The 21,579-nt window shown below is 53.2% G+C and carries 18 protein-coding genes and 1 pseudogene; 10 read left to right on the forward strand and 9 right to left on the reverse strand.

Annotation, left to right across the window (positions count from 1 at the left end; genetic code table 11):
- The first annotated feature begins 220 nt into the window (after positions 1 to 220).
- Together AC559A_RS13540 and AC559A_RS13545 are read left to right on the forward strand one after the other, a co-directional pair.
- Positions 221 to 868, forward strand: coding sequence for an FkbM family methyltransferase (locus AC559A_RS13540; RefSeq protein WP_498818306.1), 648 nt, complete (start codon positions 221 to 223; stop codon positions 866 to 868).
- A gap of 172 nt (positions 869 to 1,040) precedes the next feature.
- Positions 1,041 to 2,156: a glycosyltransferase family 4 protein gene (locus AC559A_RS13545; RefSeq protein WP_498818307.1), complete on the forward strand. Its 1,116-nt coding sequence runs from the start codon at positions 1,041 to 1,043 to the stop codon at positions 2,154 to 2,156.
- On the opposite strand, the gene AC559A_RS13550 is transcribed toward AC559A_RS13545, so the two are convergent.
- Positions 2,137 to 3,909, reverse strand: coding sequence for an O-linked N-acetylglucosamine transferase, SPINDLY family protein (locus AC559A_RS13550; protein ID WP_498818308.1), 1,773 nt, complete (start codon positions 3,907 to 3,909; stop codon positions 2,137 to 2,139). The two genes, AC559A_RS13545 and AC559A_RS13550, sit on opposite strands and share 20 nt — an antisense overlap.
- A gap of 357 nt (positions 3,910 to 4,266) precedes the next feature.
- On the opposite strand from AC559A_RS13550, the gene AC559A_RS13555 reads away from it, so the two are divergent.
- The 8 genes and pseudogenes from AC559A_RS13555 (at position 4,267) to AC559A_RS13590 (ending at position 11,064) form a co-directional block, all read left to right on the forward strand.
- A complete protein-coding gene (locus AC559A_RS13555) occupies positions 4,267 to 5,238 on the forward strand; it encodes a flagellin N-terminal helical domain-containing protein (protein WP_498818309.1) in 972 nt (323 codons plus the stop codon).
- 153 nt (positions 5,239 to 5,391) lie between these two features.
- Positions 5,392 to 7,068 (forward strand): flagellar filament capping protein FliD, encoded by a 1,677-nt coding sequence (gene fliD, locus AC559A_RS13560; RefSeq protein WP_498818310.1) that lies wholly within the window; start codon positions 5,392 to 5,394, stop codon positions 7,066 to 7,068.
- 69 nt (positions 7,069 to 7,137) lie between these two features.
- On the forward strand, positions 7,138 to 7,620 hold the full coding sequence (gene fliS / locus AC559A_RS13565) for a flagellar export chaperone FliS (protein ID WP_498818311.1): 483 nt from the start codon (positions 7,138 to 7,140) through the stop codon (positions 7,618 to 7,620).
- 106 nt (positions 7,621 to 7,726) lie between these two features.
- Positions 7,727 to 7,819 (forward strand): annotated as a pseudogene (locus AC559A_RS13570) (zinc-ribbon domain-containing protein); the annotation flags it as partial.
- A gap of 258 nt (positions 7,820 to 8,077) precedes the next feature.
- Entirely contained in the window at positions 8,078 to 8,740 is a 663-nt protein-coding gene (locus tag AC559A_RS13575) for a YIP1 family protein (RefSeq protein ID WP_498818349.1), read from the forward strand.
- A 36-nt stretch (positions 8,741 to 8,776) separates the two neighbouring features.
- Positions 8,777 to 9,112: a hypothetical protein gene (locus AC559A_RS13580; protein ID WP_028571549.1), complete on the forward strand. Its 336-nt coding sequence runs from the start codon at positions 8,777 to 8,779 to the stop codon at positions 9,110 to 9,112.
- Positions 9,113 to 9,154: 42 nt separating this feature from the next.
- The gene (locus AC559A_RS13585; RefSeq protein WP_498818312.1) at positions 9,155 to 9,868 is read left to right on the forward strand and encodes a hypothetical protein; all 714 of its coding nucleotides are present in this window, start codon (positions 9,155 to 9,157) and stop codon (positions 9,866 to 9,868) included.
- The gene (locus AC559A_RS13590; RefSeq protein WP_498818313.1) at positions 9,826 to 11,064 is read left to right on the forward strand and encodes a glycosyltransferase family 2 protein; all 1,239 of its coding nucleotides are present in this window, start codon (positions 9,826 to 9,828) and stop codon (positions 11,062 to 11,064) included. The genes AC559A_RS13585 and AC559A_RS13590 overlap by 43 nt, the downstream gene beginning before the upstream one ends.
- An 11-nt stretch (positions 11,065 to 11,075) precedes the next feature.
- Here the strand turns inward: AC559A_RS13590 and AC559A_RS13595 are convergent, their stop codons facing one another.
- The 8 genes from AC559A_RS13595 to nifD all read right to left on the reverse strand — a co-directional run bounded on the left by AC559A_RS13595 (position 11,076) and on the right by nifD (position 21,578).
- The gene (locus AC559A_RS13595) at positions 11,076 to 11,981 is read right to left on the reverse strand and encodes a glycosyltransferase family 10 domain-containing protein (RefSeq protein ID WP_498818314.1); all 906 of its coding nucleotides are present in this window, start codon (positions 11,979 to 11,981) and stop codon (positions 11,076 to 11,078) included.
- Positions 11,982 to 12,181: 200 nt separating this feature from the next.
- Positions 12,182 to 13,666: a sensor domain-containing diguanylate cyclase gene (locus AC559A_RS13600; RefSeq protein ID WP_498818315.1), complete on the reverse strand. Its 1,485-nt coding sequence runs from the start codon at positions 13,664 to 13,666 to the stop codon at positions 12,182 to 12,184.
- Positions 13,667 to 13,890: 224 nt separating this feature from the next.
- Positions 13,891 to 15,168 carry a radical SAM protein gene (locus AC559A_RS13605; protein ID WP_498818316.1) on the reverse strand — a complete coding sequence of 426 codons (1,278 nt, stop codon included), beginning with the start codon at positions 15,166 to 15,168 and terminating at the stop codon, positions 13,891 to 13,893.
- 17 nt (positions 15,169 to 15,185) lie between these two features.
- The gene (locus AC559A_RS13610; protein WP_498818317.1) at positions 15,186 to 16,556 is read right to left on the reverse strand and encodes a nitrogenase component 1; all 1,371 of its coding nucleotides are present in this window, start codon (positions 16,554 to 16,556) and stop codon (positions 15,186 to 15,188) included.
- Positions 16,553 to 17,944: a nitrogenase iron-molybdenum cofactor biosynthesis protein NifE gene (nifE, locus tag AC559A_RS13615; protein WP_498818318.1), complete on the reverse strand. Its 1,392-nt coding sequence runs from the start codon at positions 17,942 to 17,944 to the stop codon at positions 16,553 to 16,555. Before nifE ends, AC559A_RS13610 begins: the two co-directional genes overlap by 4 nt.
- Positions 17,945 to 18,042: 98 nt before the next feature.
- Entirely contained in the window at positions 18,043 to 18,321 is a 279-nt protein-coding gene (locus tag AC559A_RS13620; protein ID WP_498818350.1) for a (2Fe-2S) ferredoxin domain-containing protein, read from the reverse strand.
- Positions 18,322 to 18,481: 160 nt separating this feature from the next.
- Positions 18,482 to 19,861, reverse strand: a complete 1,380-nt coding sequence (gene nifK, locus AC559A_RS13625; RefSeq protein WP_498818319.1) for a nitrogenase molybdenum-iron protein subunit beta — start codon at positions 19,859 to 19,861, stop codon at positions 18,482 to 18,484.
- A gap of 73 nt (positions 19,862 to 19,934) precedes the next feature.
- Entirely contained in the window at positions 19,935 to 21,578 is a 1,644-nt protein-coding gene (gene nifD / locus AC559A_RS13630; RefSeq protein WP_498818320.1) for a nitrogenase molybdenum-iron protein alpha chain, read from the reverse strand.
- Position 21,579 lies beyond the last annotated feature (1 nt).

Genomic DNA, 21,579 nt, shown 5'->3' on the forward strand with positions numbered 1-21,579 from the left:
CCACACAGGGCAAGTGCAGGCCCTGGGTATGATGCCCCTCGGGCTGGAGTGCTGGGCAAGTCGCGTAAATGCCTTGCTTTTCTCACGGCCCTATCAACTGCAACAACCCGTCTTCATCTTGCATCTGTTGCCTCCACTTCAACCAAATGTAAAGTGACCTGAAATACTTGCAGCTTGGTGTAATTATTCACCTCTTGCAAATATTGGAAAAGAGGTTTTTATGAAGATAACTGAAATGCGTACAAACTTTATCTCTTGTCCGGTTTTTAAACACCCGGACAACATGGAGTGGCATATTCAAAAGATATTCAAAGGAGAGTATAGCATAAGTCCATTCAATGTTGAAAAGCCTGTTATCGTAGACATTGGCGCCAATGTTGGAGCATTTTGCGTCTGGGCTGCTGAAACATTTCCCGGGTCAAATATAATTGGTTACGAACCGTTAAAGGCTAATTATTCAATATTAAAAGAGAACATATCAAAATACAAAGATATTAAAGCTTATAATTTGGCTGTAGGTGATCTAAACAAGACAAAATTGTTCCTTGGGAAAAACAATATTGGAGAAAATAGCTTTTACCAACTAGGAACACAAACGAAAAATTTTGAAGAAGTTAAAAAAATGCATCCTTCTAAGGTTCCATCAGCTCATATATTGAAAATCGATACGGAAGGTTCTGAGGTCGAGATACTGAGAAATATTAATCCTCATCGTTTTGGTTTAATTTTACTAGAATACCACAGTGAAAAAGACAGGCGAATTATAGATGGGTTGCTTTCAGATTTTACCTTGTTTGGAGCGACAGCATCCTATCACGAATGCGGAATTGTCAAATACTTTAAAAGTACCATACTAAATGATAATTAAAAAAAAAGAGCGATGGTTCGGAACTGCTTGACAAAACGCAAATCCTTCTTTCTGGAACACCATTCGATGTAGGCGCGACTGATATAGCCATGGCTAACGTCTCATCATACTTCATATTTTTGCGATAATACTGAAACAAGCCATAACAATCTGATCATACGGACAAAAGAGCATGCGAATAGCATTCATAAATCCGGACAAAGAACATGATTATAATGCCAATACACCATGGGAGCGAGGACTTGGTGGTTCAGAGTCAGCTCAAGTATATTTATCTATCGAGATGGCTAAACGTGGCCATGATGTATACCTGTTTACAGGAACAAAAAAAAGTGGGAAATTTCATGGTGTTAATTGTGAAAATATTGACAAAGGAATTCTCGAAATAAATGCTTTGGAAGCTATTATTGTAACTAATTGCTCTACACTTTCCTGTTTAATACGAAAACATTCTTCCTATCCTGTTGTTGTATCCTGGGAACACAACACTTGGAATACGCAACCACTTGAAAACCCTTTGGCATTATTGAATGGTTCACGGGACATAATTCTCTGCGTCAGTCATTGGCAGCGAGAACACTTCATTGAATCTGGAAATCTCAATCCAGATACTGTTAAAGTACTCCGAAATGCACCATCTCCGTGGTTCAATACAAATAATAATTTCAGATTTAGCTATCAATACCGACATGAATTCCCGAGTATAATCTATATAAGCGTTCCATCAAAAGGTCTTGAACAGGCTTTGGTATCTTTTTTGTTACTACACAAGAGAATACCTCAAGCTGAGTTCCATATTTACTCAGACTATTCCATATACTCTCCATCAAATTTCTTGTATCACTCAAAATGGGCGGAAAGTCTTTCCCCGCTTCTGAAATGCAGACAAATTGTTAGCCATGGAGCCGTATCCCAGAAGGTTCTGTGCGATGCTTTAAAAAAATCCTGGCTACTGCTCTACCCATGCATTATCCAGGAAACTTCATCAATAGTAGTTATGGAGGCCATGGCAGCCGGTGTCGCTGTGGTTACGACGCCGCTGGGTGCCCTTCCTGAGACATGCTCCGGCTATGGTTTCTTCCCCGAGCCAGACGAGAATGGGAATGTAACCCTCCAAAGTTTTGCCAGTCTTTCAGCAGAGCTTTGCCAACGTTTGGCTCACAATGACAAGGCATTAACCAAACACCTCTACCGACAAGCCCTGCACTTTCAAAAAGAATTCAATTGGGCTCTTCGAGCTCAGGAATTCGAAACCATGCTTTACAGCATCAGAAAATCCGCGACCTGATTTCCATCTCCAGCAATTCCTCCAGCCCCCGTACGCACTCCAGATCCCCAAAAGCGCCCGCCCTGTTTTGGCGCAGCTCCATTGAGAGCATTTTTCGTTTGCCGGGGCTGTTCGCCAAGTCAATGGCAACCTTCACGTACTCCTCAACGTTTGCACAAATTGTCGCCGTTTGTCCGGCCATGGTCAGGTTCGCCGCGGCGTGTCGCCCGCGCATCATTTTGCCCGGCATGGTGACGATGGGAGTGCCGCGCCAAATGGCTTCCAGCGAGGTGTTGTTGCCGGACCATTCCAGGCTGTCCAGAAAGATGTCGCTGGCTCCGCAAATTTGCCCGAATCCGGTTGCGGATAGTCTTGGGAGAAAAACAAGGTGGCGCACAGGATCGAGCCCGCGTTGCTTGAAGTGCTTTCGCAAACGATCCTTGAAACACGCGGTGACTCCCGGCGAGATTTCATGACGGATAAAGAGAAATTTCGCGTCAGAAACGCCTTCGGCTATGCGGGCGTAGATGTCGTCAAATCGAGGAAGATACTTGAAAAGGGATTGCGGGCAAAAAAACAGGATGCCTTTTTTGGGAAGCCCCAGGGTTTCTCGAGCGGGGGGAGTTTCCGCATACGGGGGTGAGTAATTGCAAGAGGAAAGGTTGGGAAGCAGAGCCAACTTTTCGGAATAATGCTGGATGGCATCCGGCGGCTCCATCATCTTGCTGGAGAGAAACAGATCAATACTATCAAGCCCCGTGGTCTGAGGATGCCCTGCTCCGGCAAGCTGGAGCGGCGCAAGCTTCAGCGCAGCCAGGCAGATCGTCTTCCAGTCCATCCCGACTTCCGGAAATATCAAGGCATGCAGTCGATCTTCCGCCACTATGCGGGCGATCTCCTCCACTGGCCGGTCTCCGTGGACGAATTTATCGCAAAGCGTCGCGGCGGGTGAGTTTCGGGCATCATCCGTGGCATACCCGAACAGCCGAAACCTGCGCCTATCCAGATGTTCCAACCAGCCGCGCAAGGGAATTTTCCAGACGGAATGGCCCGCGAAATACTTGCTGAGAAACCCAATTCGCCACCTTCCATCCGGTTCAGGGGCCGGCATGGTTGGGGATTGGCACCAAGCAGGGTGAGCAGCGTGCAGGACATTGCTGATAAATGTACCATAGTGACGTTGCAATTCCACATCATTATGTCCCTGGTAAGCTAAATAAAAGGGGGGCTCACGAATTCCGTCCAGTGCCGTATGCAGCATATGCCGGATTGTCGGGTCGAACTTTTTTATCAATGATTCCAGGTAATTTTTATAGTTCAAGCGAGCCTCGTCAAGCCGCAACTCACTTTCGTAACATATCGAGAGTTCCGCCAAACAACGTCGCCATACCAGGCCAATGTCATCTGGACGCATTGCCAAGGCTTTGTCAAAACTGAGAAGAGATGCCGACTTGTCGTTCAATTGGTGGTACAATGTCCCCAATCTCTCGAATGTCCAGAAAAAGTCCGGCTGCAATCTGGCGCTCTCTTCGAGATGAAGCCTAGCTTGGTCAAGGTCGTTTCCATCCAGCAACGCCGACCCATAATTGAAGCGCATCATGGCGTTGTCAGGACAAAGCTCCACCGCATGCCCATAGGCGTTCAGGGCTCGCTGACGGTCCCCAGCAGCAGCCAAGGCATTACCGAGATTGACCCAGAGCCGGGCATCATGAGGGGTATTCCGCAAAGCCTCAACATAAAGCGCTGCGGCTTCGAGAGGTTTTCCGGCACCCAAGATTGTGTCGGCTTTTTGGCAAATTTCTTGCATAATTTTGAAAATTTAGGGTGAAATCTTATCTTTACTGGCAGTTTAAGGAAAAAAGTTCCACAAAAATTCAAAACCAAATATGCCGTTGTTGTTACTCCGGAGGTAAATTTTCAGGTGAAGTGCATTCGTGGTCGGCAAAATGTCAAGTCTCTCGATTGGTATTATTTTCATCGTCTTTTGAAAACTCTCTAAAGTTTTTTCTTCATCCGTCGATACAGTAGTCAAATGCTGGGCGGCCCCACCCGCGGCGGGTGAGGATCATGTCCATGAAGGACGGTTTGACGCCCAGGCAAGGAAGCCAACATATTCCAAGGAGAAAGTACCATGCTGAGTATTAACACCAACTTAATGGCCATGAACGCGAGCCGAAACCTTTCCAACAACTATGCTGCGCTGGGCACGTCGACCCAACGCCTTTCGTCCGGTCTGCGCATCAACAGCGGTGCCGACGATGCCGCCGGCTTGGCCATTCGTGAGTTGATGCGGGCGGAAATCGCCTCGTTGAACCAGGGCGTCCGGAATGCCAACGATGCCATCTCCATGATCCAGACTGCTGACGGCGCCTTGGCCGTTATCGACGAAAAGCTGATCCGGATGAAGGAACTGGCCACCCAGGCGGCTACCGGTACCTACAATTCGGACCAGCGGTTGATCATTGACTCCGAGTACCAGGCCATGGCCTCGGAAATTACCCGAATCGCAAGTGCGACAAAATTTAATGGCATTTATTTGTTGAATGGAAATCTGTCCGGAACCCCTGGCAATGAGGCTTCAGGCAACCCTCACAATTGGGGGACTGGATTTAATGGGAGTGGCCTGAAATCGACAGGTCCTTTGAAGGTTCACTTCGGGCCATCGAACGACAGCTCCGAGGACTATTATTACATTGCCATCGGCAATGCCACGGCATCGGCTTTAGGAGTTGGAAACGCAGCTGACGATACGACTAGCTCAGGAACTATTGGAGAAACAAAACTTGACGAGGATGCCGGCTATTCGATTTCAACGCAGGAGGGGGCGCAGAAGGCATTGGAAGCTCTTGAAATGGCAATCCTCTCCAAGGACAACATCCGGGCCAGTCTCGGTGCCTTGCAGAACCGACTGTCGAACACCATCACCAACCTTCAGATTCAGGCTGAGAACATCTCAGCTGCGGAATCGCGGATTTCGGATGCGGACATTGCCTTGGAGATGACGGCATTCGTGCGTAGCCAGATTCTGACCCAGGCCGGCGTGGCCATGCTCGCCCAGGCCAACTCCCTGCCCAGGATGGCCATGCAGCTCATCGGCGGCTAACCATAAATCGGGGCTTGATCACTCAAGGCCGGGCCCTGTTCTAGGGTCCGGCCTTTTTTGCTGATGGCGGCTCAGTTGTACGATGGCATCGACTTTGCTTTAAAAAATATGAGGTAAATCGAACCAGCAACTTTTTCCCAGCAAGGTCACATCATGGATACGGAAGCCCTCATATCAGGATCGATCAACTTTACCGGCCTGGGGTCTGGAACAGACTTCAAGACCATGATCGAGCAGTTGATCAACTTGGAGCGCAGGCAAACCGCTCGCCTGGAACTCTGGAAAAAGGAGTGGGAGGAAAAGCAGGAGGGGTTTCGGGAGCTGAATTCCAAGATGCTCAACCTGCGGACCAATTTGCAACGGATCAACACCATGGCCAAGTTTATGGTCAAGGATGCGGACAGCGTCAACGACAACGTGCTCACGGCCACTGCCACGGACAAGGCCCAGGTGGGCAGTCATGTGCTCGAAGTCCACCAACTGGCTCAGAACCATATCCTGACCAGTACGACGACGAAGGCCAGTACAACGGAGGACATCACCGACGGTTCGGCAAGGGTGTTCAGTTATTCCTACAACGGCAAAACACGGACGTTGAACCTGCCGTCCGGCGGCAGCCTTGAGGGGTTGCGCAACCTGATCAACACGGACCCGGAAAATCCGGGAGTTCGGGCCAGCATCATCAAAAGCGCGGACGGGGTGCACCACTTGCAGCTTCGGGGCATGGACCTGGGAGCGAACAAAACGATTACCATTAACCCTAACCCCGCCACGACCGTTCCCGGCTTTGAAGGTGGGGACTTCAGTCAAACCCAAGCAGCGCAGAATTCCAAACTCAAGATCGACGGCTTCCCCCCCGATGCGAATGACTGGATTGAACGCTCCACGAACACAATAGCCGACCTGTTGGACGGCGTAACCCTCAACCTGCGTCAAGCCGGAACAACCACGCTGAACATTGCCGTGAACAATGAAAAGGTCCTGGAGAATGTCCGGGAGTTCGTCGATCAGGTCAACGACGTCCGAGCCCAGATCACCAAGCTGACCAAAGTGGATCAGAGCGGCAACGGCTCCATCCTGACCGGCAACTACGCCATCCAGATGATCGATTCCCGACTGAAATCCATCACCTCCGTGAAAGGCATCGGCTTTGACGTGAACAACGACGTCTTCAGCTCCCTGGGTATGATCGGGATCACCACGGATGCCGATCAGGGCTCTCCCATGTTCGGCATGCTTAAGCTGGACGAGGAAGTGCTGGAACACTCGTTGCGCAACCGTCCGGATGCCTTTGCCCGGGTTTTTGCTGCCGACTACATCGGCTCCAGCGATTCCCAGGACTTTCGGTATTTATCCAGCATCGACGGAGTGACCAAGGGTGGAGAGTACACCGTAAAATATACGATCAGCGAGGGCATGTTCAGCAATGTGACCATCAACGGCAATCCAGCCAATTATAGCGGCAACGGAGAAATCACCGGCATGAGCGGCAAGCCGGAGGCCGGTATGGTCATCAAGGTGGATAATCTGACTGATGGTGAATACACTGGCAAGGTTTTTCTCAAATACGGCAAAATCCCTGAGCTTACAGACGCTCTCAGGGATTTGACGGACAGCAGTTCCGGACCGCTGAAAATTCTGGAAGAGAACTACGACGACATCACTGATGGGATCGACAGAAAGATCGAGTTCGAACAGCGTCGCATCACCCGCATGGAGCGGGACTTACGCGCGCGCTTCGCTCGCTTGGAAACCTTGCTCGGCTATTACGATCAGCTCGGTGCCTCCATAAGGTCGCAGCTCGGGCAGTTGAGTTCGGATACGAAGTAAGCCGGCGACACCGAGTGTCGCCTTGGTGTTCAGTCGCAAGTCCGATACCCTCAAGATCGGGAGAAGAATATGTACAATGCCGCGAAAGCCTACCTCCAAACCCAAGTCACCACGACCAACCCCGGAGACGTCGTCGTGTTGCTTTATGGAGGGGCGATTAATTTCTTGAACCAGGCCAAGCAGAAAATGAAAGAACGGGATATGGAACAAAAAGGGTTGTTGATTTCAAAGGCCCTGGACATCATCGGCGAACTTGAAGCCAGTTTGAACACCCAAAAAGGCGGCGAACTGGGAGAGAATCTGCACAAGCTCTATTTCTACTGCAACACGCGGTTGCTGATGGCCAATCTCAAACTGGATCCCAAGCTCATCGACGAGGTGATCACCATTCTTTCCGGTTTGAAATCCGCGTTCGAGGAGATCAAAAACCAGAATCCGACTACGTTTTCCTCGACCACCTCCACCATGACCGCTTCCCCTTCGGAGTTCGCCGCTCAGGAGATGAACACGCCGAGCACGACCATGCGGTACGCCAGGAACGCCTACAAGTAATCAACCGTGCGCGCCGCCGGGGGCGGCTTCAGGCTTGCTTGCTTCTCTCCTCGGGACGGGCTAGGAATGGACGAAGTTGTTGAACGTTTGTCCCCGAGGAAACACCATGGAAATCACCTGTCCCCAGTGCGGCTTCGCCAGGACCGTTCCGGACGAAAAAATCCCGGAACGGGCGGAGATCGCCACCTGCCCGAAGTGCAAACACAAATTTCAATTCCGTACAGCGGGTGACCCCTTCCCGCCTCCTCCCCTTCTTGCGGCCCCCCCGCTCGACAAGACTGACTCCCACCAATCCCAAACAGAATCAGCCCGAACCGAGTCGGAAAGAGCTCCTGGAGGCGATTTTGCCCAGCGAGCGGCACGGACCGACCACACCGAAACAGCGCGGCCCGAAAAAGCACCATCCGAAAAGGCAGCCCCTTCCGACAACGGCGATTTCTGGGACAGTCTCGCTTCCATGGGCACGCCTCACCAGGAAGCCCAGGATGCGGAGCAGCCCGAAGAGGTCACCAAGGGCGGCGAGATCGAGGTGCCTTGGGAGCGGCTGGACATTTACGGCTTTTTTCCCGGCATCTGGGAGACCATCAAGCGGGCTATGCTCCGGCCCGCGGCGTTTTTTCAGGCCATGCCCGTGGGCTCCGGCCAGATCAAGCCATTAATTTTTTACCTGCTGGTCGCCGAGTTTCAGATCGTTTTGCAGATGCTTTGGGATATGACCGGTATGACATCGAGCATGACCGGGGAAGGTGAGGCCATGGGGTTCAGCGCCGTGATGCTGCTGGTGGGCTACCCGATCATCCTGACCATGCTGCTGTACGTCATGGCCGTGCTGGTTCATGCCTGCCTCAATATGGTCGGGGGAGCAACGCGAGGGTTCGAGGGAACATTCCGCGCCCTGACCTACGGCAGCGCTCCAATGGTATTGACGCTGATTCCGTTCGTCGGCCCCTTGGTGGGAGCGATCTGGTCCCTGGTCGTCACCTTTTTGGGCTATAAATACATTCATCGGACGACAACGGCCAAGGTCCTCCTGGCCATGTTGCTCCCCTTGATTCCGTTCATTCTTCTGCTGGCCATCGTCATGAGCATGGCGCAACGCAGCGGGGCACCGGTTTTCTGACCACGTTGCAACCGAGACAACGGAGAAATTGTCGACATGCTCTCTTGGCTGAAACAAATCTGGACAAATTACCGGGATTCCCAAGAAGTCTCCAAGCAAACCAAACCAGAGGCGTTATTGGACCTTTCGCGGGAAGTCCGGGCCTTGGCCGCAGCGGTGAATCGGTTTTGCGTCAATGAGCCGCAACTTCGGACCCGCCTGATGAAAGTCGAACGGGAAATGCAAATGCTCGAGGAAATCATCGAGCGTCCGAATTTTCGACTCGTTACTCCGGAGAAGCGACTCCAGTTGCGGGAGAATCTGATTGAATCCCGCGAACATTTGCTTGAAGCCGTCAAGGAAGCTCCCACGGCCTCTTCCTTGCCGCAATAGTCCCTTTTTACAAGGAGAGCCTCTATGACAAGAAGAGCCTCTATGACGCGGAAACGAAACAGACTTGGCGCGTGGATCATGCTTTTTGCTTTGGCCCTCTCGGTACTCACCGGATGTGACTTGGCGAGACAGGCTGGGGAATATGTCGGAGTGGTCGGCAACTACTGGGAGCCCCGCATCGGCCCTCAGGAAGTGACCACCGACGCCCCGATCTTTCGCGGCCCTCCCATCATTTCGATTTATCCCAAGAACATTCCGGCAGCCCCGCTTTCAGCCATTTTCTACCCCATGCAGGTCACCCAACCCACGGACAGCCCCATCGTCCTGGGGCGAGCCCTGGGGCGCATTTTCTGGCAAACCTGGAGCCAAGCCGCGGTCTTTCCCTCCTTCATCTACGAGGAAGAAACGACGTGGCCGGGGCTGACCAGAGCCTTGGCCAGGGCCAGGGCCCTGGACGTGGACCTGATTGTCCGGGGTGAAATCCCGTACTTTCTCAGCGGCGGCTCGCGGGGAACGACCAGCATCAGCCTGCGCCTGGAAATCTACGAGGTGGAAGGCGGCCAGCGCATCTGGATTATGGAACACGCCGGACGCATGGAACCGCAACCCCGCCGCGACTACATCATCGCCCACCACACCCGCCGTCTCCCGGAAGAGCCGGTTTCCTCCATCATGACCATCCTGGCCTGCGACCTGGCCATGAACGTCGGCCAGTGGAACAACAATTGGGAGGCCTATCCGGCTTGTCCGTGGTGATGGTCTACAAGAATCACAACCATTCCATCCCCATCAATTCAGCCCAAGCCTTCCATTGTGACAATATGAACTATTCAGAAAAAAAAGAAGTATCACTTGTAACTTATACCTACAATGATGGTCATCTTGCAAGTGAACTACTCGAATCTGTACGAGATTGGCTCGTCAAGCCATCGGAGATTATAGTTGTTGATGATGGGTCAAGTAAAAAATTCAAGTATTCTACAGATTTTATGGGTATTCCTGTTATTATCAAGCGTCATGATAATAATTTGGGATGTGCAATTACAAAGAATCATGGGATAACGTCATCTCGATGTCAGTATATATTGTCAATCGACTGTGACATACGAATACCATCAGACTGGCTTTCTATAAATCTTCGGCATATTGAAAGGCCAGAAATTGGTCTTGTTGGAAGCCCAATAATTTGTGAAGCAGGGAATGATATTGCATCTCGTTATATGAATTTTTTTCATGGACATACAGAAACTGGCTTTGTAGATTTTATCACTGCTGGTATATGGATTCTTAAAAAAAATACCTGGGATATTTCAGGTGGCTTGTCAGGATATACAAATAAAACACACGAAGATCATTACTTTTGTAAGAAAGTCAGAGGATTGAATTTATTCCTGTATTCTAACCCAGAAAGAACAGCAAAGCAGATTCGGAAAATTACAAGAACTGCACTGGTAAAGCGACAGTGGACTTGGTTTAGGGCCAATGAAATAAATAAATTAAATAAAACTAATTCATTAGAAGCTTTTTTCTTCTTATTTCTTGATGGAATGATTGAAAGAATAAATTATATTTTAAAAAGCAAAGATTTTGGGATAATATATATTGAACTGTTATATATGGCATATGTATTTATAAATATTATTAAATACTCTAAAAGTATAACAGGTGTAGATTTTATTGGAGATGAACATTCTTTTATAGCGGCGATTAATACATTCTTTTTCAAAAACGAAATATTTAGAAATTGCCTCGCGCAAGATTTGAATGCCCTTTCTATAGAAATGCCAGGCATGTGCAACAATGAACAAAAAAATGTATTTTTAAATTATATTGAAGCGTTGTCCGCATTAAGAAATTCAAAAATAATGACTTTGATGGAAATTGATCTACTTAAAGCTTCAACGTTAGAAATAAGCAGTGACTATTCTTTTTATGAGCATATTATTGCATAATTAAAGAAAACTTAAATATTTTCGATTTGATCCAAAATACCATCAATACATCTAAAAATATTGTATTTAAAAAGAACTCGCCAACGAGCCTCAGAAATTGCTTCCAGCCTAGAAGAATAGTCGTCTTCTTCTTCAAGTAATTTGTAAATTACTTTTACAGAAGACTCAATATTGCGGTAATCAATGCGAATAAAGCTTTGTTCAGGAAAATAAACTTCTAGGTTTGGACAGCCGGCATATACAGGCACACTCCACCCAAGGTAAGCGTCCGCTACTTTCTCTGTCCAAAAATTTTCTTCGAAATTATTCTCTAGACATATAGTGTAAAAGTAATCATTAATTGCGTTTGCCTTGTTCTGAATTTTATTGAAACCACGACCATAAAAATCAATTCTATCTTTGAAAATTTTTTGTAAAATTTGAACAAAATATAAGCGTTGTTGGTGATTTTTTATAGTTCGTATATTTGAGCATACAATTGAAATTTTCATACTTTTTGCTGGTCGCTTGTCATTGAGCATTCTGTCTATATGATAACACTCATCATAATTTAGCTTGTCAATATTTACTCCATAAAACCAGTTGATAAGCGGTGGTGAAATCAATTGTGTGCATTGATGATCGACTTGTATTTGGTTTGGTGTGACGATATATTTATACTGTTTTGTGAACCAGCTAGGATATTGCTTGTAACATGATGGCTCAGTAATCCAAAGAATCCTTCTCTCGAAAGGAATAAATTGTGGTATTCTTCCTTTTCTCGGTTCATCCCAAACAACAAGCCATAAGTTTTTGTAATTATTTTTACAATTTGCAACTTCATCATTGAATACAAATGTTGACTTTAATGGATGCAACGCACTTATCTGTCGCGACCAAGGCCAATCATGTACACTTGAAAATAGCACTTTCCTCATTGTCTATCTCCAAAGTAATTTTATCAAAAAACACGTTCATTAGAGCGACTTTGCAATCAGTATGAATTCAAGTATTAATTCTGTGTGTTCAATGTTGAGTCGCTGAAACTTGCGACCATTCACAAATTCAGAAACGGGCTCGCCCTCTACCAGGGTGAGCCCGTTTCCTTGTTTTCGGATGGGGATGCGTTGGGGATTGCTCAGGCATATTGGCGGCACTGATCCTCGTCCTCTTCTTCTCCAGCCAGACAGATCATGTTCCGGCCGCCGGCCTTGGCTCTGTACAGAGCTGCGTCGGCTTCGGCGAAGAGGTCGACGTTTTGACCAAAGAGGCCCGTTTCCAGGGAGGCGATGCCGATGCTCGCGGTGACTCTGAAAAATTTTCCCTTGTAATTGAAGCGGCGCTTGGCAATGACCTCGCGGATCCGTTCAGCCAGGACCCAAGCCTGCTCTTCCGTGGTGTGGGAAAGCAGCATTACGAACTCTTCGCCGCCGTACCTGGCCGCGAGATCGGAACTGCGCAGCATTTCCTGCAACAAGCGTCCTATGTCGCGCAGAACCATGTCTCCGGCTTGGTGGCCGAAGGTGTCGTTGATCCGCTTGAAGTGGTCCAGATCCATGATCATCAGGGTCAGAGGGATTCGGTACCGCTGATGGCGTTTGAGTTCCTGGACCATCCGCTCGTCAAAAAAATGACGATTGGGCAGGCGGGTCAGGGCATCCCGGTCCGCTCTGGTGCGCATTTCCCGATACAACAAGGCGTTACGCAGGGCCAAGGCCAGATGGTTCACGGCCGCCAGGATGGTTTGCAGGCGATCCCGACCCAGTCGGGCAATTTTTTCCGAGACGATGCTGACGCATCCAAAGCTCTTGCCTCCGAATCGCAAGGGCAACACGAGGATGTCCTTGCTGTTGATCTTTTTCAGTTCATCGCCGCTGTCCATCTTGGACATGAAGTTGACGTGGTAGTTTTCAATGGGCTCCTCGGCGTGTTTGGCCGCGTTTTCCAGCAGAAACTCAATCATTTTACCCTGAATGGTCTTACCGGAGTACTCATGAATGAAGAGTTCCGCCTCCATCTGTTGCTCCGCGCCGGTATGCCAGAAAATCGCGTCCACGCCCTTGACCGGGAGCAAAATTTGAAGATCCTGATGGGCTTGGTGCAGAATTTCCACGGGGTCCAGGGAAAAACTGGCATTGGTGAGGATCTTGTTGAAGAATTGCAGCAAATCCGCCTGACGTGAAAGAATTTCTCGCTCCAGGCAGATTTCCCGAGCCATGTGGTATAGGTCCTTGTACAAGCCCTGGGATTCTTGAAGTTCCCGCGCCAGGCCCCTGACCCGCTCCGGCTCGAAGGGATAGCGCAAAACAGCCGTAAAACCGGCATCCACGACCCGTTCCAAGTCGGCCTGGGCCACGTCGGAATCCAGAACCAACACCCGAGGAGGGGCGTCGTCCTCTTGAAACTCTCCGCGCTGCAAAGCCGAAATCCGGCCATTGATCCCTTTCCAAGAGATCAAGGCCATGAGTCGTTGACTTTGGTTGGCTTGCTTGGCCGTCCCGGATGGCTGATACCGTTCCCAGGAATAATCCGGACCGATAATTGCCTGAATGTCCTCTTCCTGTCTGGGGCTCAGCCCGACGGATAGGATGCTGAATTGGCTCTGGGGCTCACTCATTCGCATTTTGGTTCGCTCCTGGTTGAGAAACTTGATGTTCCTGCCAGGGGCAAATGCAAATGCAAAGCCAAAAAGGTGGGTGATTCAGAAGATTGGTTGATAAGTCGTCATGACCATTTCGAACTTGGCCAGAGAATGGACATGAATACGCACTCAAGCGTGGCACCTATCCACAAGCAGGGGCACGGGGGCCGTACCCCTGCTTTAACGACCAAAAGACAGTAAAATTATCAGCCGCACCCTCCCCCGTCTCCGGTACAGCCCATGGCCTTGCAGGTCTTGCCTTCGCGACGACGCTTGAACGCGTTGACGTTTCCGGAAGTATAGACCGCTTCCAGGCCCTCCTGGATGAACCCGCTCATTTCCAGCGGCGTGACTCCCTCTTCGCTGAGGATGGCCATGGGCGTGTCGCCGACTCCCGAGACCAGCACGGCCCGGCAGTCCTTGAGCAAATCAGCCAGAGCGTACCAGCGATTGGCCCCTCCTCCCTTGGGCGGAGCGGTGCGGACCTCCAGCATGGCGTAACTGCCGTTTTCCCGGCCCCAAATCTGGAAGGACGGGGCTTCGCCCAGGTGCTGATTGATCAGCACGCCTTCCATGCTGGCCACGGCCACGTAGGGTCTGGCCTCGGTGCGCATGGGCGGCAAGGCCTTGGAGCAGGCACTCAGACAAGAGGCGAACTCCGGGGATTTGTCCTGATCCAGCAATCCCACGGCGTCGGCCCGGCAGCGCTTGCAATGACGCATCTGGGGCAGATAGGCTTCGGCCATGGTCCGGATCCTCTCCAGCTCTTCCTTGCCGGGTTCGCGAACATCCTCGAAAACGGTTTCCGCGGTCGGATACAAGGGCATGCAGTTCAGCAGGTCCACGTCCAGTTCGCGCATCTTGGCCGCAATAGCCTCCACGTGGTGATCGTTCACCCCCGGAGTGATGATGGTGTTCACCTTGACCGTGATGCCCCGCTGCTTGAGCCCCCGGATGGCCGCTTCCTGGCGCCGCAACATCAGTTTGGCCGCTTCCAGGCCGCGATAAATCTTCTTTCCGTCCCGGACCCAGGCATAGAATTCCTGGCCGATCTCCGGGTCCACGGCGTTCACCGTGATGGTCATGTGCGTCACGCCGTAGTCCTTCAATTTATCCAGATGCGCCGGAACGCCCAGGCCGTTGCTGGACAGACAAAACAGCATCCGGGGAAAACGCTCCCGGATCAGACGCAGGGTTTCCAGGGTTTCCTCTGGGTTGGCGAAGGGATCCCCGGGGCCCGCGATGCCCACCACGGTGACCCGAGGCTCTTTCTCCAGAACCCGGGCCAGATACTCCACGGCCTGATGCGGCTTGAGCACCGCGGAGGTCACTCCCGGACGGGATTCGTTCATGCAGTCGTATTTGCGGTTGCAGTAATTGCACATGATGTTGCACTTGGGGGCCACTGGAAGGTGGATGCGCCCGCATTCGCCCTTCACCGCAACGTTGAAACAAGGATGCTTCATTGTATCTGGAGTGCTCATGGTGTATCCCTTTTTGCTCAAATATATCCGTACCCCACCGGGGAATCGTCCTGTTTTTTCTCAATCAACGCATTCACGATCAGATCGTAGAGATTCAGCGCGCCCCGGTAACCCAGGTGCAGGACGCGCTGGGAGCCGAAGCGGTCGTGGATGGGGAAGCCGACGCGGATCAGCGGGATGTTCCGGGCCCGGGCCAATTCGCGGTAGCCTTTGCTGTTGCCCACGATCAGGTCCGGCTCCAGGGCCTCGGCCACGGCTACGATCTGGTAGAAATCCACGCCATCGCGGACCAGCGGCGGTTCACCCGGAAATTCACCGGTGACCGCGGCCACGGCTTCGGCCAACAAGCCCGATTCCCCGCCGGAAGCCACCAGGACCGGCTTGACGCCGATCTCGCTCAAAAACGAGGTCAGGCCCACTGCCAGGTCTTCTTCGCCGTAGATCACGGCCTTTTTCCCGGCCACGTACTTGTGGCCGTCCACCATGGCGTCCAAAAGCCGGCCCCGTTCCAGGGCGCAGCGTCGTGGCGCCGCACATCCGGCCAGGGTTTCCAGGGTGGTGAACAGGGCGTCGCTTTCCCGCAGGCCGATGGGCAGGCCCAGGGAATAGAGCGGCACGCCGTACTTGTCCCGGAGTACGGCCCCGGCGCTGCGCTCGGGCTTGATGGTCCGGCCGAATTCGATGCTCGCCCCGGCTCCGGGCATAGCCCGGACCGCGTCCAAAGGTGTCCCGCCTCCGGGAATGTTCTGGTAGTCTTCCAGGGCCGGGCCATCCAGAGTTTCGGAGTAGTCCGGCAGCAAAGCTACAGGAAGACCAAAATGGGCGAACACGTCCTGGAGATGCCGGATGTCCTCCGGCGAGATGAACCCGGAAAAGAGATTGATCCCGCCATGTTTTTCCGTTGCCGGATCGGCCAGTTGGGCGACCATGGCCCGGACCGCGGCGTGAAAGCCTTCCATGTGCGAACCGCCGTAGGACGGGGTACTGCAGTGGATCAGAGCGGGCATATCGCCGTTGAGCTCGGCCAAACATTCCTTCTTGAACTCGTGCAGGATCGTGGGCACGTCGTCGCCGATGGTCTCGGTCAGGCAGGTGGTGGCAATGCCCACGGCAGGAGCCTTGTACTTGCCGATGACATTGAGCAGGCCCTGCATCAGATTGGCCTTGCCGCCGTAGACCGCATCCTTTTCGCCCAGGCTGGAGGAGGCGATGTCCATGGGTTCGCGGAAGTGACTGATGATGTACCGGCGCATATAGGTGGCGCAGCCCTGGGAGCCGTGCAGAAAGGGCACGCAGCCTTCCAGACCCTTGAAAGCCATGGCCGCGCCCAGGGGCGTACACATCTTGCAGGCGTTGGTTGTGGAGACGAATGGTTCGGCTTTTTTCATGACAAACACGCCTCCTGCGCATGATTCACGGCAATGGGCGACTTGCGCCGTCTGGGGGTGAAGTTCCAGACCGGGCTGGTCACCGTGGCGTGGACTTCCCTGGCAAAGTTGTACATGCCCAAAAAACCCTCCAAGGCCTCCTTGCGCTCGTGGTTGTGGTCGCAGAACCCCACACCCAGCTTGAAGGCGATGGGCCGCTCCTTGACCCCGCCCACAAAAATGTCCACGTCCTTTTCCTTGATAAAGGCGGACAGCTCCAACGGATTGGTGTCGTCCACGATGATCGTGCCCTCGTCCGTGATCTCGGCCAGTTCCTGGTAGTCCTCCTCGGTGCCGGTCTGGGAGCCGACCATGACCACGTTCATGCCCAAATGCCGGAAAGACTTGATCAGGGAAAAGGCCTTGAACGCCCCGCCCACGTAGATGGCGGCCTTCTTGCCCTCCAGGTCCTTGCGCAGTTCCTGAAGCTTTGGATACAGGGCCGTGAGTTCCTCTCGAACCAGCTCCTGGGTCCGGGCCATGATCTCCGGATCCTTGTCCTGGAAAAACTTGGCCACGTCGTAGAGCGCGTCGGACATGTCCTCGATGCCGAAATAGGACACCCGGATGAACGGAATGCCGTACTTCTCCTGCATCATTTTGGCCAAATCCATGGTCGCTCCGGAACACTGGACCAGGTTCAGGGCCGCGCCGTGGGCCCGGCGCACGTCCGCCACCCGGCCGTCGCCGGTGATGTTGGCCACCACCTCCACGCCCATCCGTTTCAGGTAGTCCTGGATGATCCAGATCTCCCCGGCCAGGTTGAAATCGCCCAGGATATTCACGCTCAAGGGCGAAATAGTCGAGGTATCCCCGGTGCCCACCAGTTGAAACATGGCTTCGCAGGCCGCCAGATAGCCCTCGCGCTTGTTCCCTTTGAACCCTTCGGACTGAACCGGAATCACCGGAATACCCTTCTCCGCCTCTACTTTTTTGCACACGGCCTTCAGGTCGTCGCCGATGATCCCCACGATGCAGGTGGAATAGACAAAGGCCGCGTTGGGCTGGTGCCGGTCGATCAGTTCCACCAAGGCCTGGTAAAGCTTCTTCTCGCCGCCGAAGATGACGTCCTTTTCGCGCAGGTCCGTGGAAAAACTGAGCCGGTGCAGCTCCGGCCCGGAGGACAAGGCCCCGCGAATGTCCCAGGTGTACACCGCGCAGCCGATGGGGCCGTGCACCAGGTGCAGGGCGTCGGCAATGGGATACAGCACCACCCGGGATCCGCAGAAGACGCAGGCCCGCTGGCTCACGGCCCCGGCCAGACTGCTCTTGTTGCAGGAAATGGAGAACGGCTCCGCTCCCTTGCGATGAATCTGCGTTTTTCGTTCTTCAAAGATCACGGGTTCCATGGTTGACCTCGTTGGGTTCTGTTAGCCGCCCCCCTAAAGGGAGGCGGCGCTTAGAAGTGGATGGGATTTATGGGAATTTTCGAGAGTTATAGGGTATCCTAAAGAAGATGGTCCTGGGATGGCTCGCCCTCTTCCAGGCCATCCAGAATGGCGTCCACGGCATCTTCACTGTCCACTTTGCCGAACCACCACCCTTCCGGATACACGACCATGACCGGACCGTTCTCGCACTGCTTCAGACAACCGGTGCTGGTCACCAGCACGTCCAGACCGCGGTCCAGAATTTCTTCGTCGATATAGGGCAGCAAGCCGATGGTGCTCTTGTGGCACACGCCCTTGGGTTCGCCCTTGGTCCGAAAACTGGCGCAGACGAACATATGATGCTTCGGCTTTTCCACGCTTTCTCTCCTTGATTTCAACGTTCAGATCGATACCGGAAAAAATCGGCAACCATGTTTTCCATGGCACCCCGACTCGAAGGACAACAGACCGCCCTCCTGTCTCCTGAATCCTGACTCCTGAATTCTCGCCTCCCCTCTACATCGCCAATTCGAATTGATCCTCCTTGGCATCCCGGTCGATCCGGGTCAGCAACGCATCCAGAATCTTCTCCAACAGCCGCAATCCGCCCTTGTAGCCCACCGTGGGGAAATACTGGTGGCCGACGCGGTCCAGGATCGGGAAGCCGTGGCGAATCAGAGGGGTGTCCTCGTCCCGGGCCATGTACTTGCAGTAGGTGTTGCCGATGAGCAGATCCACCGGGTCGTTCTTGATCCACTGGTGCAGCAGGAACATGTCGCCGTGGGCCTTGACGTTGACCGGAAACGGACTGTCCGCGGTGATTTCCTTGATCCGGGCCTCGAACTTCTTGCCCGGCGTACCGGTGACGATGTGCACCGGGCACATGTCGATGGAGGTCAGAAATTCGGTCAGGGCGATGACCTGGTCCGGGTCGCCCACCAGGGCCACCTTCTTGTGGTAAAAGTACTGGTGCATGTCCGAGATCACATCCACCAACTGACCTCGCTCATGGGCGATCAGGTCGGTGACGTGGCGGCCGGAGATCAGGCGCAGGGCGTCGATGAATCGGTCCGTAGCCTTCAGTCCGATGGGCAGATCCAGGATCTTGCAGGGCACCTTGTGGTTGCTGTCCAGATACTTGGCTCCGTCGGCGGAAGCCCATTCGCCCAGGGCCAGGGTGCCGATGGAATCGCCGGTGGAGCGCAGTTCTTCGATGGTCGTGCCGCCGTCCGGAAACATCTTGTATTCGCCGGTCAGGGGGCCGTTGAGTACGCCGGAGGTGTCCGGAAAAAGGATCGTCCTTACGCCCATGGCCGCGGCCAGACGCTTGATCTCCTCCATGTCCGAAGGCTCCACGAACCCGGGGATGATGTTCACCTTGCCGTTTTTCTTGCCGGTCTTTTCAGCGAAACCCTTCAGCGTGCCCATGACCATGTTCGAAAAACCGGTCACATGGGAGCCCACATAGCTGGGCGTGGAGGCGCTGACCACGAACTTGCCGTCGGGAATCTTGCCTTCCTGACGGGCCTTTTCCGTGATCTGGGGCACGTCGTCGCCGATGGTCTCAGACAGGCAGGTGGTGTGCACGGCGATGACGTCCGGCTCGTACACGGTGAAGATGTTGTTGATGGCCTGAAGCAGGTTGGCCTGACCGCCGAACACGGAAGCGCCTTCGGTGAACGAACTGGTGGCCGCGGAAACCGGCTCCTTGTAATGCCTGGTCAGGGCGCTGCGATGATAGGCGCAACACCCCTGCGAACCGTGACTGTGGGGCAGACAGCCGTGAATCCCCAGGGCCGCGTACATGGCCCCCACCGGCTGACAGGTCTTGGCCGGATTGATGGACAGCGCGGAGCGGTCCTTGATTTCCGTGGGTGTATGTCGAAGCAGGGTCATGTCTCGTTCCTTTTTTCTTAAAGCGATGCTTGAACAGTTGTCGCGTCATAAGTTTGCTTATCGTGCTTCGGGACTATTCCCAGACATAGGTCGCGGACAGTTCCGGCTTTTCCTGCCAGGGGGCCTTGAGATAGGACCAGACCCTGCTGTTCACCATCCGGTCGATGTCCTGGTAGAAATTGACGGCCCCCTTGAACCCTGCGTAAGGGCCGCCGATGTCGTAATTGTGCAGCTGCTTCAACGGGATGCCCAGCTTCTGGACCGAGTACTTTTCCTTGATCCCGGCGCAGAAAATGTCCGGCTTCATGATTTCGATCAGCTTCTCGGCCTCATACTGGTTCAGGTCGTCGATCACCAGGGACTTGGTCGGCATGTCCGGGATCATTCCCGCGTACTCCTTGAACGTGAACCCGGCTTCTTCCAAGTTCTTAATTTCTTCCGGCGTCTTGCGCGGGTTGTAGCTCTCGGCGCAGGGCTCCACTTCCAGTTCCTCGATGTTTCGACTGTCCGCGTCGACCTTGATCTCCGGGATCACGTGGCGTCCTTCGTAATCGTCGCGGTGGGCGAACTCGTATCCCGCGGAAATGGTCCGCATCCCCAATTCCTTGAACAGTTCCTGGTAATGGTGGGCCCGGGAGCCGCCCACGAAGAGCATGGCCGTCTTGCCCTCGGTCCGGGGCCGGACCATGTCCATGGCCAGCTTCACCGTCGGCATTTCTTCGGCGATCACCGCCTCCACCCGCTCGGTCAGCTTGGGCGAGTCGAAGTACTGGGCGATCTTGCGCAGGGACTTGGCTGTGGCCTCGGCACCGATGAAGTTCACCTTGATCCACGGAATTCCGTATTTGGTCTCCATCATCTCGGCCACGTAGTTGATAGAGCGGTGGCACATCACCGTGTTCAAATCCGCGGTGTGGGACGTGGCGAACTGGTCGTAGGTGGAATTGCCGCTGAAGGTGGAGATGACGGTGATTCCGCATTTGTCCAGTATCCGGTCGATCTCGAACCCGTCCCCGCCGATGTTGTATTCGCCCAGCAGGTTGATCTTGAACTCCCCGACCTTGATCTCGTCCTTGGTGCCCACCACGTGCTTGAAGATCTGGTTGTTGGCGATATGGTGGCCCGCGGACTGGCTGACGCCCTTGTATCCTTCGCAGCTGAAGCCGAAAACGTTGATGCCCAGCTTCTCCTTCATCTCCCGGGCGACGGCGTGCACGTCGTCGCCGATCAGCCCCACCGGACAGGTGGAGAAGACGGCGATGGCCTTGGGATGGAACAGCTCGTAGGCTTCCATGATGGCCTGCTTGAGCTTCTTTTCCCCGCCGAAGACAATGTCGTTCTCGTTCATGTCCGTGGAGAAGGCGTAGGTCATGAAGTTCTCGTCCGCGTCCGTTTCGGTGTAAGTCTGGTTGCGCCGGGTCAGCCAGGAATAGAACCCGCAGCCGATGGGCCCATGGGTGATGTTCACGATGTCCCGGGTTGGCCCGAGAATAACTCCCTTGCAACCGGCGTAGGTGCATCCGCGCATAGTGATGATGCCCGGAATGGTCCGGACGTTGGCGCCCATTTCCGGAGTTTCCGCGCCCTCGGCCTCCTTGACCATGATCTGCTTGGCCCGTTTCCGGGCTACCTTGGTCGGATATTTCTTCAACAGATCCTCCACCAGTTCAGTGGGATCCATCTGGACGATCTTTTTCTTCTTCGCGATGGTGGTCATG

This window comes from Desulfonatronum zhilinae (assembly GCF_900182865.1).
Taxonomy (GTDB): domain Bacteria; phylum Desulfobacterota; class Desulfovibrionia; order Desulfovibrionales; family Desulfonatronaceae; genus Desulfonatronum; species Desulfonatronum lacustre.

Coding starts and splice junctions, on each gene's coding strand:
- fliD (WP_498818310.1), top strand. CDS start 5,392: ATGGATACGGAAGCCCTCATATCAGGATCGATCAACTTTACCGGCCTG.
- nifK (WP_498818319.1), bottom strand. CDS start 19,861: ATGACCCTGCTTCGACATACACCCACGGAAATCAAGGACCGCTCCGCG.
- AC559A_RS13555 (WP_498818309.1), top strand. CDS start 4,267: ATGCTGAGTATTAACACCAACTTAATGGCCATGAACGCGAGCCGAAAC.
- AC559A_RS13540 (WP_498818306.1), top strand. CDS start 221: ATGAAGATAACTGAAATGCGTACAAACTTTATCTCTTGTCCGGTTTTT.
- AC559A_RS13620 (WP_498818350.1), bottom strand. CDS start 18,321: ATGTTCGTCTGCGCCAGTTTTCGGACCAAGGGCGAACCCAAGGGCGTG.
- AC559A_RS13585 (WP_498818312.1), top strand. CDS start 9,155: ATGACGCGGAAACGAAACAGACTTGGCGCGTGGATCATGCTTTTTGCT.
- nifE (WP_498818318.1), bottom strand. CDS start 17,944: ATGGAACCCGTGATCTTTGAAGAACGAAAAACGCAGATTCATCGCAAG.
- AC559A_RS13575 (WP_498818349.1), top strand. CDS start 8,078: ATGGGCACGCCTCACCAGGAAGCCCAGGATGCGGAGCAGCCCGAAGAG.
- fliS (WP_498818311.1), top strand. CDS start 7,138: ATGTACAATGCCGCGAAAGCCTACCTCCAAACCCAAGTCACCACGACC.
- AC559A_RS13595 (WP_498818314.1), bottom strand. CDS start 11,981: ATGAGGAAAGTGCTATTTTCAAGTGTACATGATTGGCCTTGGTCGCGA.
- AC559A_RS13605 (WP_498818316.1), bottom strand. CDS start 15,168: ATGAGCACTCCAGATACAATGAAGCATCCTTGTTTCAACGTTGCGGTG.
- nifD (WP_498818320.1), bottom strand. CDS start 21,578: ATGACCACCATCGCGAAGAAGAAAAAGATCGTCCAGATGGATCCCACT.
- AC559A_RS13545 (WP_498818307.1), top strand. CDS start 1,041: ATGCGAATAGCATTCATAAATCCGGACAAAGAACATGATTATAATGCC.
- AC559A_RS13610 (WP_498818317.1), bottom strand. CDS start 16,556: ATGAAAAAAGCCGAACCATTCGTCTCCACAACCAACGCCTGCAAGATG.
- AC559A_RS13580 (WP_028571549.1), top strand. CDS start 8,777: ATGCTCTCTTGGCTGAAACAAATCTGGACAAATTACCGGGATTCCCAA.
- AC559A_RS13600 (WP_498818315.1), bottom strand. CDS start 13,666: ATGCGAATGAGTGAGCCCCAGAGCCAATTCAGCATCCTATCCGTCGGG.